Below are 20,411 nucleotides of genomic sequence, written 5' to 3'. Positions count from 1 at the left end.
AGCAGCGCTACCCTGTCGTCGTGACCCGCTCCCTCACCGCCGTCGACACCCGCTGCTCGATCGCCCGCAGCCTCGAGGTGCTGGGCCAGAAGTGGAGCCTGCTGATCGTGCGCGAGGCGCTGGCCGGCCGCACCCGCTACGCCGAGTTCCGCGCGCGCCTGGGCATCGCGCCCGACGTGCTGTCCGACCGCCTGAGCACCCTTGTCGAGCACGGCATCCTCGAGCGCCGCGCCTACCGCGAGGCCGGGGAGCGCGAGCGCGACGAGTACGTCCTGACGGACGCCGGTCGAGACCTGACGCCCGTTCTCGTCGCCATGCTCGACTGGGGCGACGAGCACCGGCCGACCGGCTTCGGCCCCGCCGCCCTGCACGTGGAGGCGGCCACGGGCGAGCCGGTGCGGATGGCCTTCGTGACCGGCGACGGGCGCGAGGTCGCGCCGCGGGACGTCGCCCTCACGCGCGGCCCCGGCGCCCGCACCTTCTAGGAGCCCGCACGGCCCCCGCCATATGACGGGCGTCGGCCCCGCCGCCCGCCTAGGCTCGCGACGTGCCCCGACGCCACGTCCAGCTGCACGCCCGCCCGCCGCAGGAGGCGCAGGGGGAGGCTGTCGACGTCCTCGTGCGGCGGGGTCTCGACGACCTGCGGCACGAGCTCGACGTGCCCGCCGACTTCCCGCAGCGCGTGCTCGCGGAGGCGGCGGAGGTAGTACGTCGGGGGCCGACGCAGGACCGGGTCGACGCCACCGACGTCCCGTTCGTCACCATCGACCCCGAGGGCTCGAAGGACCTGGACCAGGCCGTCCACATCGCGCGCCGAGCCGACGGCTTCCGCGTGCAGTACGCGATCGCCGACGTCGCCGCCTGGGTGCGCCCGGGCGGGGCGATCGACGACGAGGCCCGCGAGCGCGTCGAGACGCTGTACGCCCCGGACGGCCGCACGCCGCTGCACCCGCCGACCCTGTCCGAGGGTGCGGCGAGCCTGCTGCCCGACCAGGTCACGCCGGCCCTGCTGTGGACGATCGACCTCGACGCGCAGGGGCGGCCCGGTGCCACGACCGTCGTCCGCGCCTCCGTACGGAGCCGGGCCCAGCTGACGTACGTCGGCGCGCAGGCGGCTCTCGACGACGGTTCGGCCGACGAGACCCTCCTGCTGCTGCGCGAGGTGGGGACTCTCCGGGAGGCGGCCGAGCGCGCGCGAGGCGGGATCACGCTGCCCACCCCGGAGCAGGTGGTCGAGCAGGGTCCCGACGGCGTCTGGACGCTGGGCAGCCGCGCGACCCTTCCCGTGGAGGAGTGGAACGCGCAGATCTCCCTGCTCACCGGCATGTGCGCCGCGCAGCTGATGATGGACGGCCGGGTCGGCATCCTGCGCACGCTGCCCGACGCCGACCCGAGGGACGTCGAGCGCCTGCGCCTGTCCGCCCACGCGCTGGGCGTGGCCTGGCCGGACGGGGCCACGCCAGGAGACGTCATCCGTGACCTGGACGCGGCCAACCCGGCGCACGCGGCGCTGCTCACCGACGCGACCTCGCTACTGCGCGGCGCGGCCTACGTCGCCTTCGACGGCGAGCTGCCCCCGTTCACCATGCACGCGGCGATCGCCGCTCCCTACGCGCACACGACCGCGCCCCTGCGCCGGCTGGTCGACCGGTTCGTCGGCGAGACCTGCCTGGCGCTGAGCGCGGGGACGCCGGTCCCCGCCTGGGTGCGCGACGCGCTGCCCGAGCTGCCCGGGCTGATGGCGTCGGGGGACAAGCGCGCCGCGGAGTTCGAGCGCGGCTGCCTCGACCTGGTCGAGGCGGCGCTGCTGACGGGCCGCGAGGGCGAGGTGTTCGAGGGCGCGATCGTCGACGTCCGGGCGGACCGCGACGCCGGTGTGGTGCAGCTGCGCGACCCGGCGGTGCGCGGCCGCATCGACGGCGCGGGGCTCCCGCTCGGCGAGGACGTCCGCGTCCGGCTGGTCGAGGCCTCGGTGCCGCAGCGCAAGGTCCGCTTCGAGCTCGAGACCCCGCGCGTCGGACCATGAGCGACCTCGACGACGTGGTCGACGACCTCTACGCGGGCGCTCCGGCGGAGTTCATCCCGCGGCGCACGGCTGCCGTGAAGGCGGCCAAGGCCGATGGCGACAAGGAGCTCGCCGCCGCCATCGGCGAGCTGCGCAAGCCCACGGTCTCCGCCTGGCTGGTCAACCTGCTGGTCCGGGACGACCCTGCACTGGCGGACCAGATCGTCGCGCTGGGCGAGGGCCTGCGGGAGGCCGAGAAGTCGCTCGACGGCCCGGCCCTGCGCGAGCTCTCGACGCAGCGCCGCCAGCTGGTCCGCTCGCTCGTGGCGCGGGCCCGGCGCCTGGCCCAGCCGACCGGCCAGAAGATCGGCGACGCCGTCACGCAGGAGCTCGACGCCACGCTGACCGCCGCGCTGGCCGACCCGGAGGTCGCGCACGAGGTGGTGTCGGGCCGGCTCACGGCCGCCCGCGAGTACTCGGGGTTCGGTACGGCGGGCGGCGGGTCGGTGACGACGGGCGCGTCGAGGTCACCGTCGTCGAGCTCGACGTCGGCGGCGGGCTCGCCGTCGCGAGCGGCGGCTCCGAAGGCGCCGCCACGCCTGACCGTCGTCGGCGGCTCCGGCGCGTCCCGGGCCACGCGTGCGGCCGGGGACGACGAGGCGGTCGAGCCGGAGGAGACGGGTGAGTCGCGCGCCGAGCGCGAGCGACGCCAGCGCCGCGAGGAGCGCGAGCAGCGCGCCCGGGACGAGGCCCGGGCCGTGTGGGAGAAGGCCGACCGGGCGGCGCGGGAGGCGCGGGAGAGGCACGACGCCGCCGTCGCCGCCCGCGACGACAGCGCCGCGCAGGTCGCGCGTACCGAGGAGGCGGCCACCCGGGCGCACGAGGAGGAGGACGACCTGGTCCGCGAGCTGGCCGAGGCGCGTCGCCGGCTCGCCGCCGCCGGCAAGGCCGCCACGGCCGCGGACCGCGAGGTCGGGCTCGCCCAGCAGAACCTCCGGCACGACGACCGCGAGGTCTCGACGACCGAGCGCGAGCTGACCCGTGCCGAGCGCGCGCGCGACGCGGCGGCGGCCGCCCGTGACGCCGTCGTCGGGAAGGGCGACTAGGTCAGGACCTGTCCGCCACGGGCGCCAGGATGGCGCGATCGGGTCGAGGGAGGAACGGATGGCCGGCAGCAGGGACGACGCCCCGCGGGTGCACGCGGAGACGGTCGAGGAGTGGCGCGACTGGCTCCTGGCCCACCACGCGAGGACGGCCGGCGCCTGGTTGGTGTCGTGGAGGTCGGCCACCGGGAGGCCGAGCGTGAGGTACGAGCTGGCGGTCGAGGAGGCGCTCTGCGTCGGGTGGATCGACTCGTCCGGCCGCACGCTCGACGACGAGCGCTCGATGCTCTGGTTCACCCGGCGGAAGTCCGGCAGCGGCTGGGCGCGGACCAACAAGGAGCGGATCCTCCGGCTCGAGGCCGATGGCCGGATGACCGACGCCGGCCGTGCGCTCATCGACGCCGCCAAGGCCGACGGCTCGTGGACCCTGCTGGACGACGTCGAGAACCTCATCGTCCCCGACGACCTGGCGGCGGCCTTCGAGCGCTACCCCGGGTCGCGTGCGCAGTTCGACGCGTTCCCGCCCTCGGCTCGCCGCGCGATCCTCGAGTGGATCGTGCAGGCCAAGCGCGAGCCGACCCGGGCCGCGCGGCTCGAGGAGTCGGCGCGGCTCGCGTCCGAGGGGAAGCGGGCGAACCAGTGGGTTCCCAAGACCTAGTCGTCACCGGCTCGCGACGGCGCGCTGCTGCAGGTCAGGGGCCGCTTTGGAGGTCGGCCACCGGCACGGGTACCCTGTGCTGGTCCTGGAGACGTCGCATAGCCCGGTCTAGTGCGCGACCCTGCTAAGGTCGTGAAGGCGTAAGCCTTCCGTGGGTTCAAATCCCACCGTCTCCGCTCTCGTTGTCAGAACAGCTCGAACCCCTCAGGGTTCGGGCTGTTGCTGTGTCCGGCCCCGGCGCCCGAGCACCACGTCGCCGATGATCACGGCGAGCAGCACCCCGTTCGACAACCAGTTCATCGCCAGCGGCGAGAGCGCGTCCCGCAGCGCGAACGCCCCGAGCACCACGACGACCCCGACCAGGTGCGGCGCCGACCACCGGCCACCGGTCGCCCGTCGGAAGAACGCGTTCCCCAGCAGGTAGACGGCGGCCGCCCCGCAGATCAGCCCCGCGGTCCAGGTGCCGGTGTGCCCGGTGGGGTGCTGCAGGACGAGCTCGTCGGCCACCGCGGTGAGCACGATGCCGACGATGAGCAGGAACGGGACGTACGTGTACGCGGTCTGCGCGACCATCCCGGGCTCCGCCTGCCGGGAGAAGTAGGCGGTGGCCGACTGCTCCGACCGGTCGAAGAACAGCAGCCACATCAGCACGGTGCTGACGAAGGCCGCGAGGAACGCCAGCAGCGTCGTCGCCGTCAGCTCCAGCTCGGCGAACGCGCTGCCGGTGACGATGATCGACTCGCCCAGGCTGATGATGAGGAACAGCGACACCCGCTCGGCCATGTGAGAGCCGCGCACGGCCCAGGTCGTCGGATCCGTCGGCCCCATGAACGGCACCCAGAACAGGGCCCGCGGGCCGGCGACGTCGATGAGCGCGGCGACCACCCAGAGCACGATGCGGGTGTTCTCCTCGGCCAGGGCGCCCGCGATCCAGAACGCCCCCGAGACCGCGAGCCAGACGGTGATCCGCTCGAAGTTGACGGCGTTCTCCGGCCAGTGCCGGCCCATCGCCCACACCGTGAAGAGCGTGCGGCCCAGCTGGATCGTCACGAACGGGACCGCGAACAGCAGCGCCTTCGACTCGAACGCCTCGGGGATCGCGCTCGACATGAGCAGGCCCAGGAGCATGAGGACCAGCAGCATCGTGCGGACCGGCACCTTGTCGGGGTCCAGCCAGTTGGTCACCCACGTGGTGTCGATCCACAGCCACCAGACCGCCCAGCCCAGCACGAGCGTGTGCAGGAGGGTGGTGAGGTCCGGGTGCGCGATGAGGCTGTGGGACAGCTGCGTCACCGCGAAGACGAACACCAGGTCGAAGAACAGCTCGACGTACCCGACGCGGCTGCCGTCGTGCCCGTCGCCATGCCGCAGGACGTCGGCGCGCATGCCCCAGGTGCCGCCGCCGGTGCCCAGCCGCTCGGTCGTCGCCATGCGCGCGATCCTGCCACGACCGTGTCTCGGGTCACGGCTTTCCGGTTTGGGCGTCCGGGCCCCTGGCCTGTATCGTCGTCTGCGGCCCTGCGGGGCCATGCGCCCGTAGCTCAATGGATAGAGCATCTGACTACGGATCAGAAGGTTGGGGGTTCGAGTCCCTTCGGGCGCACAGTGAAGCGGGACCCCGACCTGCAGTGGTGCAGGTCGGGGTCCCGCTTGTTTCTGGCGATTCATGCCGCCTTTGCCGCACAGCGGAAACGCACCGGCCAGCTACTGGTACCTACGGTTTCTCCGCGAGCCGCTGGTGGGGTCGCCCTGCTTGAGAGCGATGTCGACGGCAAGCGCGGCCGCGATCGACAGGGAACGCAGGGGCTCCTCCAGCGGCCGATGAATCTCGACGACGTAGTGGTCGGCCTTCGTGAACCTCTCCTTGGCCCACCCTGCCCACGTCTTGGTGATCCGGGCGATCTCGCCTCCGGTGGCGTCCTGAATGTGGAAATCCCATGCCTCGAGGTTCTCGGCGTGGATCGAGCCGACCCGTTCATCACCTGACTCCAGGCGGAATCGGGCGTGGCCGATCTTGTCGAGTCCGTCCACCGCCGTGGTCAGCCGAGAGGTCCAGCCGCTGAGTCCCGCGTGCGCGACTGTGGCGAAACCGCCGCCCAGCCCGAAACGGTCCTGCGCAATCTGACCGATGCGGTTGCCGTTAGGCCCCTCGACGATCATCTTGGACTTGATCCACAACGCGGGTCGGATCATGACTATGAGGACCCGGCCACTCATGTCCACGACCTGCAGCCGATACGCCCTAGTCACGGTGGTTCGCTTGTCCATCGTCTTCTTGACGATTCCTCGGCCGACCTCCTGGACCGCGCCGATCTGCCGGCCCTGCTGGTCGCGAATGGCGTAGGTGAGGTTGGAACCTTTGATCTTCGCCTTTTGGCTGATGACGAGAACCGGCTCGGTGAATATTGCCGCCTCGCTGACCTGACCGCGGGCGGGAAAGCCGGTCAGGTCGCGACCCCTCGCAACGGGTGTCTCGGCCACAGGTGGATCGACCTGCTGACGTCCTTGTGAGGCGACGACCTCAGTCCATCGACTGCCGTCCCAATAGCGGTGCTGGTGGCGGCCGTACGGATCGGGAAACCAAGCGGCGGGGATCTGCGGGGGGATGGTCATCGGAGCTGGCGGCGGGTCGACGGCTGGATCGATCTCCTGATGCCCCCGTGACTCGACATGCTGAGTCCATCTGCCACCATCCCAAAAGCGGCGTTCGTGGCGACCGTACGGATCGGGATACCAATCGGCGCGGGACGGCTCTGGCACGAGGTGAGGCTAACAGCGTCGGTTGGGGAAGCGCCTCGAAAAGGGGAGCAGGTGGAATATGCCGATCACCACGAGCCTCGCGTTCATCCACGCAGTCCCGACGAAAGAGCTCGAATCGCCATTGATCTGGCCAGGGGAGTCGAAAAGAATGGATGACGAGTGCCAGTCCAGTGCCGAGCCCACACGGCCACTGCAGGACGAGAACGACGACTCCGAATGTTGTGATTCTGGCCCTGGTCCCTTCGGGCGCACGTGCTTCTGTCCTTCCGACGACCTTCCCACCGTGACCGGCGAGGAGGACAGTCGGAGGCGAGGGGTGGAGGCGCTCCGTGAGACGACGACGGCTGGTTTTCCGGGCGACGGTCGTGGTGCTCGCGCTGGGCGGGGCGGTCGGGTACGCCGTCTACGCGACGAGCGGCGGGGGCTTCGGGATCGGTCCCGCGCTGCTGGCGATCGCCTTCGCGATCCTGGCCCTCGCCGAGTCGCTCAGCCTCGTCGGCGCCGTGCGGGACCGGGCCGCACCCGATCACCCGCCCGGGCGCGCCTGGTGGGTGTGCGAGCTGCCGGTCGACCACGCGTTCGTGCTGGCCGCCGACTCGACCCGGGAGTACGCCACGTGGCGATGCCGGCGGTGCGGTCAGGAGCGGCACACCCCGCCGCCCCGGTCCGTCGTCGACTCGATCTCGGACGCGGAGACGTCCTGGGTCGAGCGGGACGACCGCTGACGGTCAGTCGAGCACCACGAAGTCCCCGGTCGTCGCGTCGTGCCCGACGAGCCGGCGGCCCGCCGCCCCGACCTCGCCGACGCCCGCGGGGTAGCCGGCGCGGAACTCCTCGCGGCCGCTCACCGGGTCGTACGCGACGAGGACCGGCTCGGCATTCGCGACGGGGACGATGACGTGGCGGCCGTCGGTGAGGGGCGGCCCGACGACGGGACCGTCCTCCGCCGCCGTCGCCCACAGGGTGCGGCCCGTGCGGCCGTCGAGGGCGACGACGCCGAGGCTGCTCGCGACATAGACGCGACCCCGCACGACGAGCGCGCCCGTCACCGCCGACGCCTCGTGCGACCAGCGCGGCGTTCCCGTGCCCGCGTCCCAGGCGTGGACCTCGTCGTCGGCGGTGAGGAGCAGGCCGGGCACGCTGCCGTCGTCGACGGAGAGCTCGACGGGCTGCCCGTCGACGGTCACGTCCGCCGCCGGGTCGCCGTCGGGCGCGAGGAACGTCGACCGCGTGCCGGTGTCGTCCTGATTGTGCAGGACGAGGGTCCCGCGCCGGGGGTCGGTCGACCACCCCCAGCCGTCGCCGCGGGACTCGTCGGCGAGGCTGCGGACGACGGTGCCGTCCGCGGACAGGAGCAGCAGGGACCGGGAGGGCGGTGAATAGGCGACGAGGTCGCCGGTGCGGAAGACGCTGACGTTCACGAGGTCGCCGTCGGAGTAGCCGAGCCCCTCGGTCGTCCGGTCGACGCGCGTCCACCGCTCCTCGCCGGTGAGCAGGCTGTGTGCGGTGACGGTGCTGTCGTGGGCCGAGCCCGAGCCGAGCACGACGACGCCCGGCAGGAGCGCCATGCTGTCGCCGCGGTCCACGGGCCACTGCGCGACGACGGAGCCGTCCGCGGCGGACAGCACGACGACCCGGCGCAGGGTCGACGGCACCCGGGCGATCCCGCCGCCGTCGTCGATGATCAGGCCGCCGTCCGTCACCAGGCACACGATGCGGGTGCCGGGTCCCGGCTGCTCGCCGGGCTCGTCGTCGGGCCGGCACGCGGTGCTCGCGATCACGTGGCCGGCGGAGTCGGCGAGGGAGGGGTTCGCGCCGAGCAGCTCGACCGTCCAGGCGGGGCCGTCGGCGGCCTCGCCGACCCACGTGTAGGTCTGCGCGCCGTCGTCGTCGACGCGCAGGCCACCGGCGTTCCCGAACAGCTGCGCGGCATCGTCGGCCGGGACCCGGCGCGCCACCGTGAGCGTGGCGTCGACGGGCCCGAGCACGCCGGGCACCTGGGAGAGGCGCGCGAGCGCAGCGCGTTCCTGCGCGGCCGTGACCCACTGGGTCGCGGCGAGCGCGACGGCCACCACGGAGGCCCCCACGACGATCCGGCGCCGCTGACGTCGCGGCAGCCCGACCGTGCCGGGGCCCGCGGGCGCGGCGGCGTCGGGGTCGAGGAGCTCGACCTCCCGCATGCCGCCCCCGATCACGGGCGGGCCGGGGTCACGCGGTGGCGTTCTTCTTCTCCAGGCGGTTGCGCAGGAAGATCAGCGGGAGCACCAGGGTGGCGAGCATGGTGACGAGCCAGACGGTGAGCGAGCCGAAGATCCAGGCGGACGTCCCGCTGATCGTCAGGCCGTCGCCGACCAGGGTTGCGACCCAGAGCGCCACGACCGTCGTGATGAGCCCGACACCACCGGTGAGCGCGTTCGCGTACTTGCGGGACATCACGAGGAACCACGGGGTGAGGATGCTCTGCAGCACGGCGAACACCACGACCGCGACGAGGAAGCCGGTGGCCGTGACGGTGAAGCCGTCGACGATCAGCGAGGCGACCCACAGACCGAGGGCAGCCGATCCGAGGAAGATCAGCGCCCGGATGAGGAAGACGACCATGGGCGCACGCGCTCCTTCGTCGGCGTGAGGTGGGAGGTTCCTCCCGAGCCCCACCTTAGGGATCGGCGACCGCGAGCGGAATCCCCGCGACCGCTGTGACCAGTCCGTTTGTTACGAGTGGTCGCACGGCGTCGAACATGCCCGGGACGCCCGCTACCGTGGCACGGGTGACGGCAAACACGACACCCATCGCCACCCCCGAGCACACCGTGGAGGGATTCGTCCGGGAGTTCCTCCGGGAGCTCAACTTCGGTCAGGGGACCGACCTCACCAAGGCGTCCGTGAACGACAAGTACCTCGCGATGGCGCGCACGGTGCGGCACTACCTGATGGTGCGGTGGATCGCGACCCTGCGGCGGCAGTTCGAGATCCAGGCGAAGTCGGTCGCGTACCTGTCGGCGGAGTTCCTGCTCGGCCGGCAGCTGGACAACGCGCTGCTGGCGTCGGACCTCGAGGGCGTCGTCGAGGACGGGCTCGCGTCGCTGGGCATCGACCTGGCGGAGCTGCGGGAGGCAGAGGTCGAGCCGGGTCTGGGCAACGGCGGCCTCGGGCGGCTGGCGGCGTGCTTCATCGACTCGCTGGCGACGATGAACGTGCCGTGCATCGGCTACGGCATCCGCTACGAGTACGGGATCTTCCGCCAGACCTTCGTCGACGGCTGGCAGGTGGAGAAGCCCGACAACTGGCTGGCCCTGGGCTCGCCGTGGGAGTTCCCGCACCCCGAGTCGGCCGTGACCGTGGACTTCGGCGGCCACACCGAGCACTACGACGACGAGGGCGTGCAGCGGTCCCGGTGGGTGCCGGGCTGGAGCGTCCTCGGGGTGCCCTACAACTACATGGTCCCGGGCTACGAGAACGGCCGCGTGAACACGCTGCGGCTGTGGAGCGCCCGCGCGACCCGCGCGTTCGACCTCGAGATCTTCAACGCCGGCGACTACGCGCAGGCGGTCCGGGCGCAGACGTTCGCGGAGAACATCTCCAAGGTGCTCTACCCGGAGGACTCGACGCCGCAGGGCAAGGAGCTGCGCCTGCAGCAGCAGTACTTCTTCGTGGCGTGCTCGATCCGCGACTTCATCGACCAGGTGCTGCCGCCCGACTTCGACCTGCACAACCTGCCCGACCGCATCATCTTCCAGCTCAACGACACCCACCCGGTCATCGCGATCCCGGAGCTCATGCGGATCCTGGTCGACGAGCGCAAGTGGGAGTGGGACGACGCCTGGGCGGTCACCCAGAAGTGCTTCGCCTACACGTGCCACACCCTGCTGCCCGAGGCCCTCGAGGTCTGGTCGGTGGACCTGCTGGGCAAGCTGCTGCCGCGCCACCTCGAGATCATCTACAAGATCAACGAGGTCTTCATGGCGGAGCTCCGGGAGACCTACCCGGACGACGAGCTGCGCGTGCGCCGGATGTCGATCATCGCGGAGTACCCGGAGCGGGCCGTGCGCATGGCCTACCTGGCGACGGTCGCCGGCTCGAAGGTCAACGGGGTGGCCGCCCTGCACTCGCAGCTGCTCAAGGACAAGGTGCTGCACGACTTCTCCGACTACTTCCCGGAGAAGTTCACCAACGTCACCAACGGCGTGACGCCGCGCCGGTTCGTGCGGCTGGCCAACCCGGGTCTGTCCGAGCTGGTGACTGCGGCCATCGGCGACGGCTGGGTCACCGACCTCGACCGGCTCAAGGAGCTCGAGCCGCTGGCCGAGGACGCCGAGTTCCGGCGGGCGTTCCGCGAGGTCAAGCGGGCCAACAAGCTGCGGCTGGTCGACGTGCTGGCCCAGCGCGACGGCATCACGATCGACCCCGACACCATGCTCGACGTCATGGTCAAGCGGCTGCACGAGTACAAGCGGCAGACGCTCAAGCTCCTGCACGTGGTCACGCTGTACGACCAGGTGACCTCGGGCGCCGTGCAGATCGAGGACGTCACGCCGCGCACCTTCGCCTTCGGCGCCAAGGCGGCTCCCGGCTACAAGATGGCCAAGCAGACGATCGGCCTGATCAACGCCGTCGGCCGGACCATCAACTCGGACCCCGCCCTGAAGGGCCGGCTCACCGTGGCGTTCCCCGCCAACTACAACGTCACGCTCGCGGAGAAGCTCATCCCCGCGGCCGACCTGTCGGAGCAGATCTCGCTGGCCGGCAAGGAGGCCTCGGGCACCGGGAACATGAAGTTCGCGCTCAACGGGGCCCTGACCATCGGCACCGACGATGGCGCGAACGTCGAGATCCGCGAGCTCGTGGGCGACGACAACTTCTTCCTGTTCGGGCTGCTCGAGCCGGAGGTCGCGGAGATCGTCGACCGCGGCTACCACCCGACCTCGTACTACGAGCAGAACCGCTCGCTGCGGCACGCCCTCGACCTCATCGCGTCGGGCGCCTTCTCCGACGGGGACCGCACGACGTTCGAGCCCATCGTGTCGAACCTGTTGTCGGAGGACCGGTTCCTGGTGCTCGCCGACTACCAGGCGTACATCGACGCTCAGGCCCGCGTGGACGAGGCGTACGCCGACACCGAGGCGTGGACCCGGTCGGCGGTGCTCAACGTCGCGCGGTCCGGGTTCTTCTCCTCCGACCGCAGCATGCGCGACTACATCGACCGCATCTGGCACACGCACCCGGTGCCTCCCGAGCGCTGACCTGGAGTGCAGCGGAACGCAAGGGCAATGCGACCAAGGGAACGAGCGCTGAACCCCACCTGACGGTGTGGGGAGTGGTGGGCGTCGGGCCTACGCTGGGCGCGTGACACCCGCGAAGAAGAAGTCCCAGGAGATGAAGGCGTCGACCGCCGCCGCCAAGCTCGACGTGTACCTGCCGGCGACGCCGGAGGACTTCCAGAACCGGATGATCACGCGCGACGAGCTGACCGAGCTGCAGCGCACGCCGCCGCAGTGGCTGGTCGACCTGCGCCGCGACGGGCCGCACCCGCGCAGCGTCATCGCCGGCCGGCTGCGCATCTCGATCAGCGGGCTGGCCCGCGGCGGCATCACGGACCCGCTGACCACCGCCGAGATCGAGTCGCTGCAGGCGGACCCGCCCGGCTGGCTGGTGCGCGAGCGGGAGATCGCCGCGCAGGTCCGGCTGGAGGAGCGCCTGCAGGAGTCGCGCGAGGCCGACCGCAAGGCCGTGGCCGCCCGCGAGAGCTGATCAGAGACCGCCCCGCGGCGGCTCGAAGTCGGGCACCAGCACCGGGGTGTCGCGGTTGAGCGACTCGCCGCGGAAGTACGGCCGGAGCGAGAGCTTCGCGGCGCACGCGACCATCAGCGGCACCCCGAGCGCGAGCATGCCGACGCCGATGACGAACACGCCGCCGACGCCGCCGAAGCTGGTGTACCCGTAGTCGGGGTCGAGCATGTCGCGTGCCGAGATGGCGAAGGCCCACACCATGCCGGCGGCGCCGAGCAGCGGGAACAGGCCGCGCAGGAAGAAGTTGCGGGCGCTGCGGAAGATCGACCGCCAGAAGTAGGCGATGCACGCGATCGCGGTGACGGCGTAGTAGAACGCGACGGCGAGGCCCAGCGAGGCGATCGAGTCGAACAGGGCGTCCTCGCTGAGCAGCTTGAGCACGATGTAGAAGACGCCCGCGGTGATGCCCATGACGAGCGTCGAGAACGAGGGTGTCTTGAACACGGGGTGCACGCGCGCGAACTGCCCGGGCACCGCCTTGTACACGGCCATCGCGAGCGTGCCGCGGGCCGTCGGCAGGATCGTCGTCTGCGTCGAGGCGGTCGCGGACACGGCGATGACCAGCAACAGGACGAACGCCATCACGGGACCGAGCATCGGGCCGCCCAGCACGGTGACCACGTCGTCGATGTTGGCCTCGTTGTTCAGCCCGATGCCCGTGGTGCCGAACCCGGCGTACGCCTGCACGGCCACCGCGACCAGGCAGTACGTGACCAGCAGGATGACCGTGGCCAGGACCGCGGCCCGCCCGGGGGTGCGCGCGAGGTCCTTGGTCTCCTCGTTCACGGCGAGGCACGCGTCCCAGCCCCAGTAGATGAACAGGCAGAGGATGACGGCTGCGGCGATGGCCGACGACGAGAGGCCGGCGGGGTTGAACCAGTCCCACTGCGGCAGGACCGCCTGCGGCCCGGCGGTGCCGGCGTACACCTTCCACAACGCGAGGATGCTCAGCCCGCCGAGCACGATGAACTGGAAGATGACGAGCACGTTCTGCAGGCGCTCGCTGACGACGATGCCGCGGTAGCTCACCCACGTCATCGCGGCGATGAAGCCGACGCCGAGCAGCAGCACCGCGATCCGGCTCTCGGCGACGCCGTCCAGACCGAAGGCGCGCAGGAAGTAGACGGCAGCCACCTCGGCGACGTTGGCCAGCACGATGATCCCCGAGACGGCCACCCCCCAGCCGCCCAGCCAGCCGACCCACGGCCCGAGGGCCTTGGCGCCCCACGTGAACGTGGTCCCGCAGTCCGGCATGACCGAGTTGAGCTCCCGGTACGCGATGGCCGTGAGCAGCATGGGCACGAACGCGATGAGGAACATCGCGGGAGACTTGTCGCCGACGGCCAGCACCACGTACCCGAGCGTCGCGGCCAGCGAGTAGGCCGGCGCGGTCGACGCGAGTCCGATGACGGTGTTGCCCCAGAGGCCCAGGCTCCCGGAGCTCAGCCCCTTGGTGTCGCCCGGTGGCCGGGACCCCTCGGTCAGAGCGCTGCTCATCGGATCCTCCCGGGCGCGTCGTCGTCGTCGCGGTGGTGCCCCCGAGACGGACAGTACTCCCGGGGGTCAGCGGCCCGAGCGAGGCTTGCGCGGGTTCGGCTTCGGCTTGCCCTTGCCGGACGACGCCCGTCCGGACGAGGTCTTCCCCGACGCGGAGCGGCCGGACGAACCCTTCGCTGACGATCCCCGCGCCGACGAGCTCGCGCCGGCCGAGCGGGTCCTCGTCGGCGCCGGCTCCGTCGCGGGTGCCCCGATCCCGCGGCTCGACGTCGCCGTGCGGCCGCGGACGATGCCGATGAACTCCTCGGTGAAGTCGTCGTAGCGGTCGGTCAGCCACGCGAGGCCCACGGCCGAGCCCGGGGCGTCGCGGACGGTCCGCGCGGTCAGCCCGCGGCGCTGGTGCAGCCGGCCCAGCGACTGCGGCAGGACGAGCACGCCGACGCCGGCCGCTACGAGGTCGACGGCGTCGGGGGTGGTCAGGACGTCGCCGCCGGCGAACGGGGTGCCGGGCGGGTCCGTCCAGCGCAGCGTGTCGTCGAGGGGGACGACGAGGGTCTCGTCCTCCAGGTCGGCCGCCTCGATCTCGTCGACGACGGTGACCACGTGGTCCTTCGGGACGACGACCACCGTCGCCTCCGTGTAGAGCGTGAGGACCGACAGGTCGTCGCCGGCGGCCGGGAGCCGCAGCAGGGCGACGTCCGCCTCGCCGGACCGCAGGAGTCCGGGCGCGTCGGCCGGCTCGGTGTGCACCAGCTCGACCGGGACCGTGCGGAGCCGCTCCGCCCAGACCCGCAGCCACCGGTCGGGGTTGACCCCCGGGACGAGCGCCACGCGGAACACCCGGGGTCCGGTGCGCCGGGGTGCGGCACCCGTCGGAAGCACGTCGCTGGTCGGATCGTCCGCGCTCGTCGGATCGGCTGTGCTCATCGGGCCCTCCGGGTTGTGCTCATCGGACCCTCCGGAAGACGAGGTCGCGCACCTCGTGGCCGAGGTCGAGGCCGCGCTGCTCGAACTTGGTCACCGGGCGGTCCGCCGGCCGCGCGGCGAACCCGTCCGCCGTGTTCTCCAACCCGGGGTCGGCCGTGAGCACCTCGAGCATGGCGTCGGCGTAGTCGACCCAGTCCGTCGCGCAGTGCAGGGTGCCGCCGAGCCGCAGCCGCGAGCGCAGCAGCGCCACGTGCGACGGCTGCACCAGGCGGCGCTTGTGGTGGCGGGCCTTGGGCCACGGGTCGGGGAAGAACACGTGCACGGCGTCGAGCGTCGAGGATCGTGACGAGTTCGTCGCGCCGGGCGGGACGAGGTCGTCACGATGAGGAGAACCGGCCGATGGCGCGGGGTCGCCGGGCGCGACCGGCAGCGCGGTGCGGACCAGGTCGAGGGCGTCGCCGTGCGCGACGCGGACGTTCGTCAGGCCGGCGCGGTCGACCAGGCCCAGCAGGTTGGCGACGCCGGGCAGGTGCGCCTCGACCGCGAGGTAGTCCCGCGAAGCGTCGGCGGCGGCCATGGCGACGGTGGTCTCGCCCATGCCCGACCCGATCTCCAGCACCAGCGGCGCGGACCGGCCGAACAGCCGCACGGCGTCCAGCAGGCCGTCCGCGGTCCGCGGCATCGGGGAGCCGGCGTCGTGCACCGAGAACCCGAACCGCGGCCAGAGGTCGCGCAGCGCCTCCTCGCGCTCGCGGCCGAGAGGGGCGCGCCGCGGATGGAACGTGCGCAGCGGCTCGTGGGGTCGCGACGCCACGTGCCGGAACGCGTCGGACGGGGGGCTCACGATCCACCAGCCTAGGTGCCGACGCCGGTGGGTCAGCTGCCGAGGACCGGTCCCATGAGCGCGAACACCTCGCCGAACGGCCCGGACGCGATCGCCATGCGACCGAAGGGGGTGTCGGTGGGCGGGCTGACGACGGTTCCGCCCAGCTCGGTGACACGCGCCGCCGACGCGTCGGTGTCGGTGACGGCGAAGTAGAGGGTCCACGCGGCAGGGGCGTCGCCCGCCTGCGCGCCGTACCCGCCGACCCCCGCGACGGGCGCGCCGCCCAGCGAGATCGACGCGTACTCGAAGCCGGGCGCGCTGAGGTCCTCGACGGAATACCCGAACACCCGCCGGTAGAAGGCGAGCGCGCCGGGCTGGTCGTGCACCATCACCTCCGACCACACCACCGAGCCGGGCTCCTCGACGACGTCCCAGCCGGTGTGCGAGCCGGGCTGCCAGACGCCGAAGACGGCACCGGCGGCGTCGACGAAGATCGCCATGGTGCCGAAGTCCATGATCGGCATGGCCGGGACGATCTCCTGGCCACCGGCGTCCGCGATGGCGGCCGCGGTCGCGGCGAGGTCGTCGGCGGCGAGGTACACGCACCAGGCGGGGGGAGGGGCGGGCTCGTCGCCCATCGGCTCGCCGAGCCCGACCACCCGCCTCCCGTCCACGAACGCCTGCGTGTAGTACCCGAGCTCGGGTCCGCCCACCTCGAACTCCCACCCGAACAGTGGGCCGTAGAACGCGCGGGCGGCCGCCAGGTCGGGGACCGTGATGTCCGCCCAGGCCGGGGTGCCGGTGGGCCAGGCGTCGCGATGGGTGGTCATGGTGCCCAGCCAACACCCGGGCCCGCTCGGGCGCCACCACCTGCCCGACCAGCGCAGATGCCACGGAACGGGAGACATCGGGCAGCCCGTGTGCTACTCACGTCTCATGGCCGACGCACCTCCCGACGAGACCGAGCCGGCCGTCGACGTCGCGCGCGGGTCGGCTCCGCCGGAGGGCGGCGAGAGCGCGCTGACCGTGATCGTCGCGTTCGGCGCCAACCTGCTCATCGCGGTCGCGAAAACCGCGGCTGCGGTGATCACGGCCTCGGCGTCGATGCTCGCCGAGGCGGCGCACTCGTGGGCGGACACCGGCAACGAGGTGTTCCTGCTCATCGCGCAGCGCCGCGCGGCCAAGCCGGCCGATCCGACGCACCCGCTCGGGCACGGCCGCGAGGTCTACGTCTGGTCGCTGTTCGCCGCGATCGGCCTGTTCGCCGTAGGCGCGGGCGTCTCCATCACGCACGGGATCCAGGAGCTGGCGCACCCGGAGCCGGCCAGCGACTTCGGCGTCGCCTACGTCGTCCTCGCCGTCTCGTTCGTGCTCGAGGGGATCTCGTTCTTCCAGGCGACCCGGCAGGCCAAGCGCGGGGCCGCCCGGCAGGACAAGGACGTGCTCGCCCACATCCTCCAGACGTCCGACCCGACGGTGCGCGCGGTGTTCTTCGAGGATGCCGCGGCCCTCGTCGGCATCGTCATCGCGTTCGTCGGCATCGGGCTGCACCAGGCGACGGGCTCACCGGTCCCCGACGCGATCGGCTCGATCCTGGTCGGCGTCCTGCTGGGGGTCGTGGCGATCGTGCTCATCGACCGCAACCGCAGGTTCCTGGTGGGCCAGGTGGTCGACCAGCAGCTGCAGAGCGCGGCCGTGCAGGCGCTGCTCGCACTTCCCGAGGTCGAGCGCGTCACGGAGCTGCGGCTCGAGTACGTGGGCGCCCGGCAGGTCTACCTGACGGGTGCGGTCGACCTCACGGGCAACCTGGCCGAGAACGACGCCTCGCACGTGCTCGCCTCGCTCGAGCGCCGGATCGCGAAGACGCCCGCGGTGGTGGGGGCCATGCTCTCCCTGTCCGAGCCCGAGGACCCAAGCCTGTGACCTGGGGCAGGCCGACCGTCGCGCTCTCGCCCGCCAGCGTCCTGGTCGCCGCCGGGCCGGACCCGCACGACCCGGGCGCGATCGCCACGCTGACCCAGCTGGTCCTCGGGTCGGTCTTCGCGGCCACCAGGGAGGCCGTGGCGCGCGGCCAGGCCCGGGTGGACGCTCATCTGCATGCCGTCCCGACCGCCGACGAAGGAGCACCGACGTGACCCAGGAGCCCGCCCCGCTCGTCGCCGAGGAGCCGTTCCGCGTCCCGGTCGGCAACCTGCTCAAGCTCGCCGTGCCGGCCGTCGTCGTCGGCATCGGTTCCGCCCTCACGCTCTACGCGCTGAGCGAGCTGGCCAAGCTGCTCGAGGACTGGCTGTGGGACGACCTCAGCGCGGCCGTCGGGGTCGGCTCGGACTCCGCGGTGTGGATCATCGGCGTGCTCACCGCGACGGGCCTGGCGATCGGGCTCGTCGTCCGGTACGTCCCCGGGCACGCCGGCCCGGACCCCGCGACGCTCGAGCTCGTGGCCGAGCCGCTGCCCCTGCGGGTGCTGCCCGGGCTCGCGCTCGCGCTGGTGCTCATGCTCGCCGGCGGCGTCAGCCTCGGTCCGGAGAACCCGATCATCGGCATCAACGTCGGGCTCGCGGTCGCGCTGGGCATGCGGTTCCTGCCGAAGGTCAACGCACCGATCTGGCTCGCGATGGCCGTCGCGGGCACCATCGGCGCGATGTTCGGCACGCCCGTGGCGGCGGCGCTCCTGTTCTCCGAGCTCGATGCCGGCGACCGACGGATCCCGCTGTGGGACCGGCTCTTCGCTCCGCTGGTGGCGGCGACGGCGGGAACGCTCACGATGCTCCAGCTGGAGTCCCTGGACCTGGCCGTCGCCGCGCCGGTCTACACGTACGGCGGGCTCGAGGACCTCGGCCTCTCGGTCGCCATCGCCCTCGGGGCCGCGGCCGTCGGACTGGTCGGCGTGTACCTGTTCGTGCCGCTGCACCGGGCGTTCCAGCGGATCGGGCACCCGGTGCTCATGCTCACGGCCGGCGGTCTGGTGCTCGGCCTGCTGGGCGCCCTCGGCGGCGAGGTGACGCTGTTCAAGGGCCTCACGCAGATGCAGGAGCTGCCCGGGCTGACCGCGACGACCACCGGCGCGGGGTTCCTCGCCCTCGCCGGAATCAAGCTGCTCGCCATGCTGGTCGCCGCGACGTCGGGGTTCCGCGGCGGGCGCATCTTCCCCACCCTGTTCGTGGGCGTGGCCCTCGGGTTCGCGGTCCACACCGTGTGGGACACCGTCCCGCTGGCACTCGCGATCGGGGCGGCCGTCGTCGGGATCATCGTCGCGGCCACCCGCAACGGGTGGCTCAGCCTCTTCATGGCGATCGCCGTGGTGCCCCAGGTGTCGCTGCTGATCGGCCTCCTGCTCGCGACGCTCGCCGCGTGGCTGCTGGTCACCAACCGGCCCCCGCTGCTGGCGCCGGCGGAACCGAAGCCGGTGACGCCGCCCGCCTGACACGGCGCCACGCCGCCGGACGCGGAACTTCACCCAGCCGGTCTGCCCGGGAGCGCCCGGCTTCGCGGGGTTCTGCGTGCTGGACGGTCGTTCAACTTTCGCCCTAGGCAACCGATAACCTCCGTGCCCGGACTCGCTCGCGTGCGCACTGCACGGCCGACGCCAGATCCCCCCGGGCCGGCGCGATCGGCGCCCCGGGACGACGCGGCGGCGCACGCCTCCGCAGAGCGAGGAGTACTGACGTGGCACTGCGCTTCCCCCGTACCGCCGGCATCGCCCTGGCGGGCTTCCTGACGGCCGGCGCCGTCCTGGCCGCCGCGCCGGCCTGGGCCGCCGACGCGACCCCGGTCCGCTCGACGCTGGACGCCCCGGGCACCGCCGCCTGCGCGACCACCGCCACGGCCGCCTCGACCGGCGTGGACGCGGCCGGCTGGTCGTTCGCGGAGTCGAAGTCCGGCGGTCACCACGAGTACGTCGACGGCGGGCTGCACGTCTGGACCGACGCTGGGGACCTGAGCCTCGCGAAGTCGGCGGGCTACGTGGGGACGAACTTCCCGCTGTCCGCCGCGGGCGCCGTGAGCATGGACTTCTCCAAGGTCGACGACGACACCGTCGCCGCCGCCGGCATCAACCTCACGCTCTTCGAGGGCACGACCTGGAAGGGCAACCTCGTCTTCGAGCCGCTCTTCGACAAGTGGTGGATCAGCAAGCCGATCGCCGGCCTGCCCGCGGGCCCGAACCCGGGCTACCAGAAGGCGTACGGCACGCTCGACGAGATCATCGCGGCCTACGGCACCGCCGGCACGGACCTCAACGTCCGGGCCGTCGGCTACTCGCTGGGCTCCGGCGCGGTGGGCGACGAGGTCATCCACTCGATCACCGCCGGCTGCACCACCTTCACGTTCGACCTGGCACCCGTCGCGGCCACCCCGACGCCCACGGTGACGCCGTCGGTCGCGGCCACGGTTCCGCCGAAGTCGTCCGACGACCTGACCGCGCCGCTCGAGGGCAAGATCACGGTGTCCGGCAACCTGGTTCCCGGCGGCACGATCACGGTGACGGCCCCTGGCCACGCCGGTGAGACCGTCGACGGGGCCGTCTACTCCGCCCCGCGCCTGCTCGGCACCACGGCGCTCTCGGCGCAGGCGACCGCGACCTTCGTCCTCCCGGCCGACCTGCCCACCGGGCAGCACCGGGTCGCGCTCTACGCCGCGAACGGCACCGTCATCGGCTGGGCCACGATCACGGTCGGCGCCCAGCTGGCCGCGACCGGTGTCAACGCCACGGCGCTCGCGCTCGGCGGCTCGGTGGCACTGCTCGCGGGCTCGGGCCTGCTCGTGCTCGCGCGTCGTCGGACGGCGTCGGCGCGGGCCTGACCGTTGTGACGGACGCCGGCGGGGCCTCGGCCACGCCGGCGTCCGTGC

At 72.4% G+C, this 20,411-nt stretch carries 19 protein-coding genes and 2 tRNA genes; 13 read left to right on the top strand and 8 right to left on the bottom strand.

Translation table 11 applies throughout. The annotated features are described in order from the left end of the window. The first annotated feature begins 20 nt into the window (after positions 1-20). The 5 genes from AC1DT4_RS05965 to AC1DT4_RS05945 all read left to right on the top strand — a co-directional run bounded on the left by AC1DT4_RS05965 (position 21) and on the right by AC1DT4_RS05945 (position 3,942). Positions 21-485: a winged helix-turn-helix transcriptional regulator gene (locus AC1DT4_RS05965; RefSeq protein ID WP_477088857.1), complete on the top strand. Its 465-nt coding sequence runs from the start codon at positions 21-23 to the stop codon at positions 483-485. A 62-nt stretch (positions 486-547) separates the two neighbouring features. Next, positions 548-2,026, top strand: a complete 1,479-nt coding sequence (locus AC1DT4_RS05960) for an RNB domain-containing ribonuclease (RefSeq protein WP_477088856.1) — start codon at positions 548-550, stop codon at positions 2,024-2,026. Continuing rightward, complete coding sequence (locus AC1DT4_RS05955; protein ID WP_477088855.1) at positions 2,023-3,111, top strand: hypothetical protein; 1,089 nt, start codon at positions 2,023-2,025, stop codon at positions 3,109-3,111. Before AC1DT4_RS05960 ends, AC1DT4_RS05955 begins: the two co-directional genes overlap by 4 nt. 58 nt (positions 3,112-3,169) lie before the next feature. Then, the gene (locus AC1DT4_RS05950; RefSeq protein WP_477088854.1) at positions 3,170-3,766 is read left to right on the top strand and encodes a YdeI/OmpD-associated family protein; all 597 of its coding nucleotides are present in this window, start codon (positions 3,170-3,172) and stop codon (positions 3,764-3,766) included. A gap of 87 nt (positions 3,767-3,853) precedes the next feature. Then, positions 3,854-3,942 (top strand) — tRNA-Ser (locus tag AC1DT4_RS05945). A gap of 28 nt (positions 3,943-3,970) precedes the next feature. Here AC1DT4_RS05945 and AC1DT4_RS05940 read toward each other — a convergent pair. Next, positions 3,971-5,197: a low temperature requirement protein A gene (locus AC1DT4_RS05940; protein WP_477088853.1), complete on the bottom strand. Its 1,227-nt coding sequence runs from the start codon at positions 5,195-5,197 to the stop codon at positions 3,971-3,973. Between the two features lie 99 nt (positions 5,198-5,296). Here AC1DT4_RS05940 and AC1DT4_RS05935 point away from each other — a divergent pair. Further along, a tRNA-Arg gene (locus AC1DT4_RS05935) sits at positions 5,297-5,369 on the top strand. A gap of 101 nt (positions 5,370-5,470) precedes the next feature. Here the strand turns inward: AC1DT4_RS05935 and AC1DT4_RS05930 are convergent. Then, positions 5,471-6,526, bottom strand: coding sequence for a phospholipid scramblase-related protein (locus tag AC1DT4_RS05930; RefSeq protein ID WP_477088852.1), 1,056 nt, complete (start codon positions 6,524-6,526; stop codon positions 5,471-5,473). A 329-nt stretch (positions 6,527-6,855) separates the two neighbouring features. Between AC1DT4_RS05930 and AC1DT4_RS05925 the strand changes: the two genes are divergently transcribed. Next, on the top strand, positions 6,856-7,251 hold the full coding sequence (locus AC1DT4_RS05925) for a hypothetical protein (RefSeq protein WP_477088851.1): 396 nt from the start codon (positions 6,856-6,858) through the stop codon (positions 7,249-7,251). A gap of 3 nt (positions 7,252-7,254) precedes the next feature. Here the strand turns inward: AC1DT4_RS05925 and AC1DT4_RS05920 are convergent, their stop codons facing one another. Both AC1DT4_RS05920 and AC1DT4_RS05915 read right to left on the bottom strand, forming a co-directional pair. Beyond that, positions 7,255-8,706 carry an outer membrane protein assembly factor BamB family protein gene (locus tag AC1DT4_RS05920; protein WP_477088850.1) on the bottom strand — a complete coding sequence of 484 codons (1,452 nt, stop codon included), beginning with the start codon at positions 8,704-8,706 and terminating at the stop codon, positions 7,255-7,257. A gap of 28 nt (positions 8,707-8,734) precedes the next feature. After that, on the bottom strand, positions 8,735-9,127 hold the full coding sequence (locus tag AC1DT4_RS05915) for a phage holin family protein (RefSeq protein ID WP_477088849.1): 393 nt from the start codon (positions 9,125-9,127) through the stop codon (positions 8,735-8,737). A gap of 137 nt (positions 9,128-9,264) precedes the next feature. Here AC1DT4_RS05915 and AC1DT4_RS05910 point away from each other — a divergent pair, with 137 nt between their 5' ends. Together AC1DT4_RS05910 and AC1DT4_RS05905 are read left to right on the top strand one after the other, a co-directional pair. Next, entirely contained in the window at positions 9,265-11,766 is a 2,502-nt protein-coding gene (locus tag AC1DT4_RS05910) for a glycogen/starch/alpha-glucan phosphorylase (RefSeq protein WP_477088848.1), read from the top strand. A gap of 133 nt (positions 11,767-11,899) precedes the next feature. Then, positions 11,900-12,274 carry a DUF5997 family protein gene (locus AC1DT4_RS05905; RefSeq protein ID WP_477088892.1) on the top strand — a complete coding sequence of 125 codons (375 nt, stop codon included), beginning with the start codon at positions 11,900-11,902 and terminating at the stop codon, positions 12,272-12,274. Here the strand turns inward: AC1DT4_RS05905 and AC1DT4_RS05900 are convergent, their stop codons facing one another. From AC1DT4_RS05900 to AC1DT4_RS05885, 4 genes are all read right to left on the bottom strand, one after another. Next, positions 12,275-13,810, bottom strand: coding sequence for an APC family permease (locus AC1DT4_RS05900; RefSeq protein WP_477088847.1), 1,536 nt, complete (start codon positions 13,808-13,810; stop codon positions 12,275-12,277). 66 nt (positions 13,811-13,876) lie between these two features. Then, on the bottom strand, positions 13,877-14,737 hold the full coding sequence (locus tag AC1DT4_RS05895; RefSeq protein ID WP_477088846.1) for a LysR family transcriptional regulator substrate-binding protein: 861 nt from the start codon (positions 14,735-14,737) through the stop codon (positions 13,877-13,879). A gap of 19 nt (positions 14,738-14,756) precedes the next feature. Beyond that, the gene (trmB, locus tag AC1DT4_RS05890; RefSeq protein WP_477088845.1) at positions 14,757-15,581 is read right to left on the bottom strand and encodes a tRNA (guanine(46)-N(7))-methyltransferase TrmB; all 825 of its coding nucleotides are present in this window, start codon (positions 15,579-15,581) and stop codon (positions 14,757-14,759) included. Positions 15,582-15,613: 32 nt separating this feature from the next. After that, positions 15,614-16,393, bottom strand: a complete 780-nt coding sequence (locus tag AC1DT4_RS05885) for a VOC family protein (protein ID WP_477088844.1) — start codon at positions 16,391-16,393, stop codon at positions 15,614-15,616. A gap of 106 nt (positions 16,394-16,499) precedes the next feature. On the opposite strand from AC1DT4_RS05885, the gene AC1DT4_RS05880 reads away from it, so the two are divergent. The 4 genes from AC1DT4_RS05880 to AC1DT4_RS05865 all read left to right on the top strand — a co-directional run bounded on the left by AC1DT4_RS05880 (position 16,500) and on the right by AC1DT4_RS05865 (position 20,363). Beyond that, positions 16,500-17,486: a cation diffusion facilitator family transporter gene (locus AC1DT4_RS05880; RefSeq protein WP_477088843.1), complete on the top strand. Its 987-nt coding sequence runs from the start codon at positions 16,500-16,502 to the stop codon at positions 17,484-17,486. Next, positions 17,483-17,698, top strand: coding sequence for a hypothetical protein (locus AC1DT4_RS05875; RefSeq protein ID WP_477088842.1), 216 nt, complete (start codon positions 17,483-17,485; stop codon positions 17,696-17,698). Before AC1DT4_RS05880 ends, AC1DT4_RS05875 begins: the two co-directional genes overlap by 4 nt. Next, positions 17,695-18,987: an ion channel protein gene (locus tag AC1DT4_RS05870; protein WP_477088841.1), complete on the top strand. Its 1,293-nt coding sequence runs from the start codon at positions 17,695-17,697 to the stop codon at positions 18,985-18,987. Before AC1DT4_RS05875 ends, AC1DT4_RS05870 begins: the two co-directional genes overlap by 4 nt. A gap of 242 nt (positions 18,988-19,229) precedes the next feature. Continuing rightward, positions 19,230-20,363, top strand: a complete 1,134-nt coding sequence (locus tag AC1DT4_RS05865; protein WP_477088840.1) for a hypothetical protein — start codon at positions 19,230-19,232, stop codon at positions 20,361-20,363. Positions 20,364-20,411 lie beyond the last annotated feature (48 nt).

Source organism: Cellulomonas sp. P4_D11, assembly GCF_056401915.1.
Note: the sequence above shows the minus strand (reverse complement) of the source record. Positions and strands in the feature narration are given on the sequence as shown.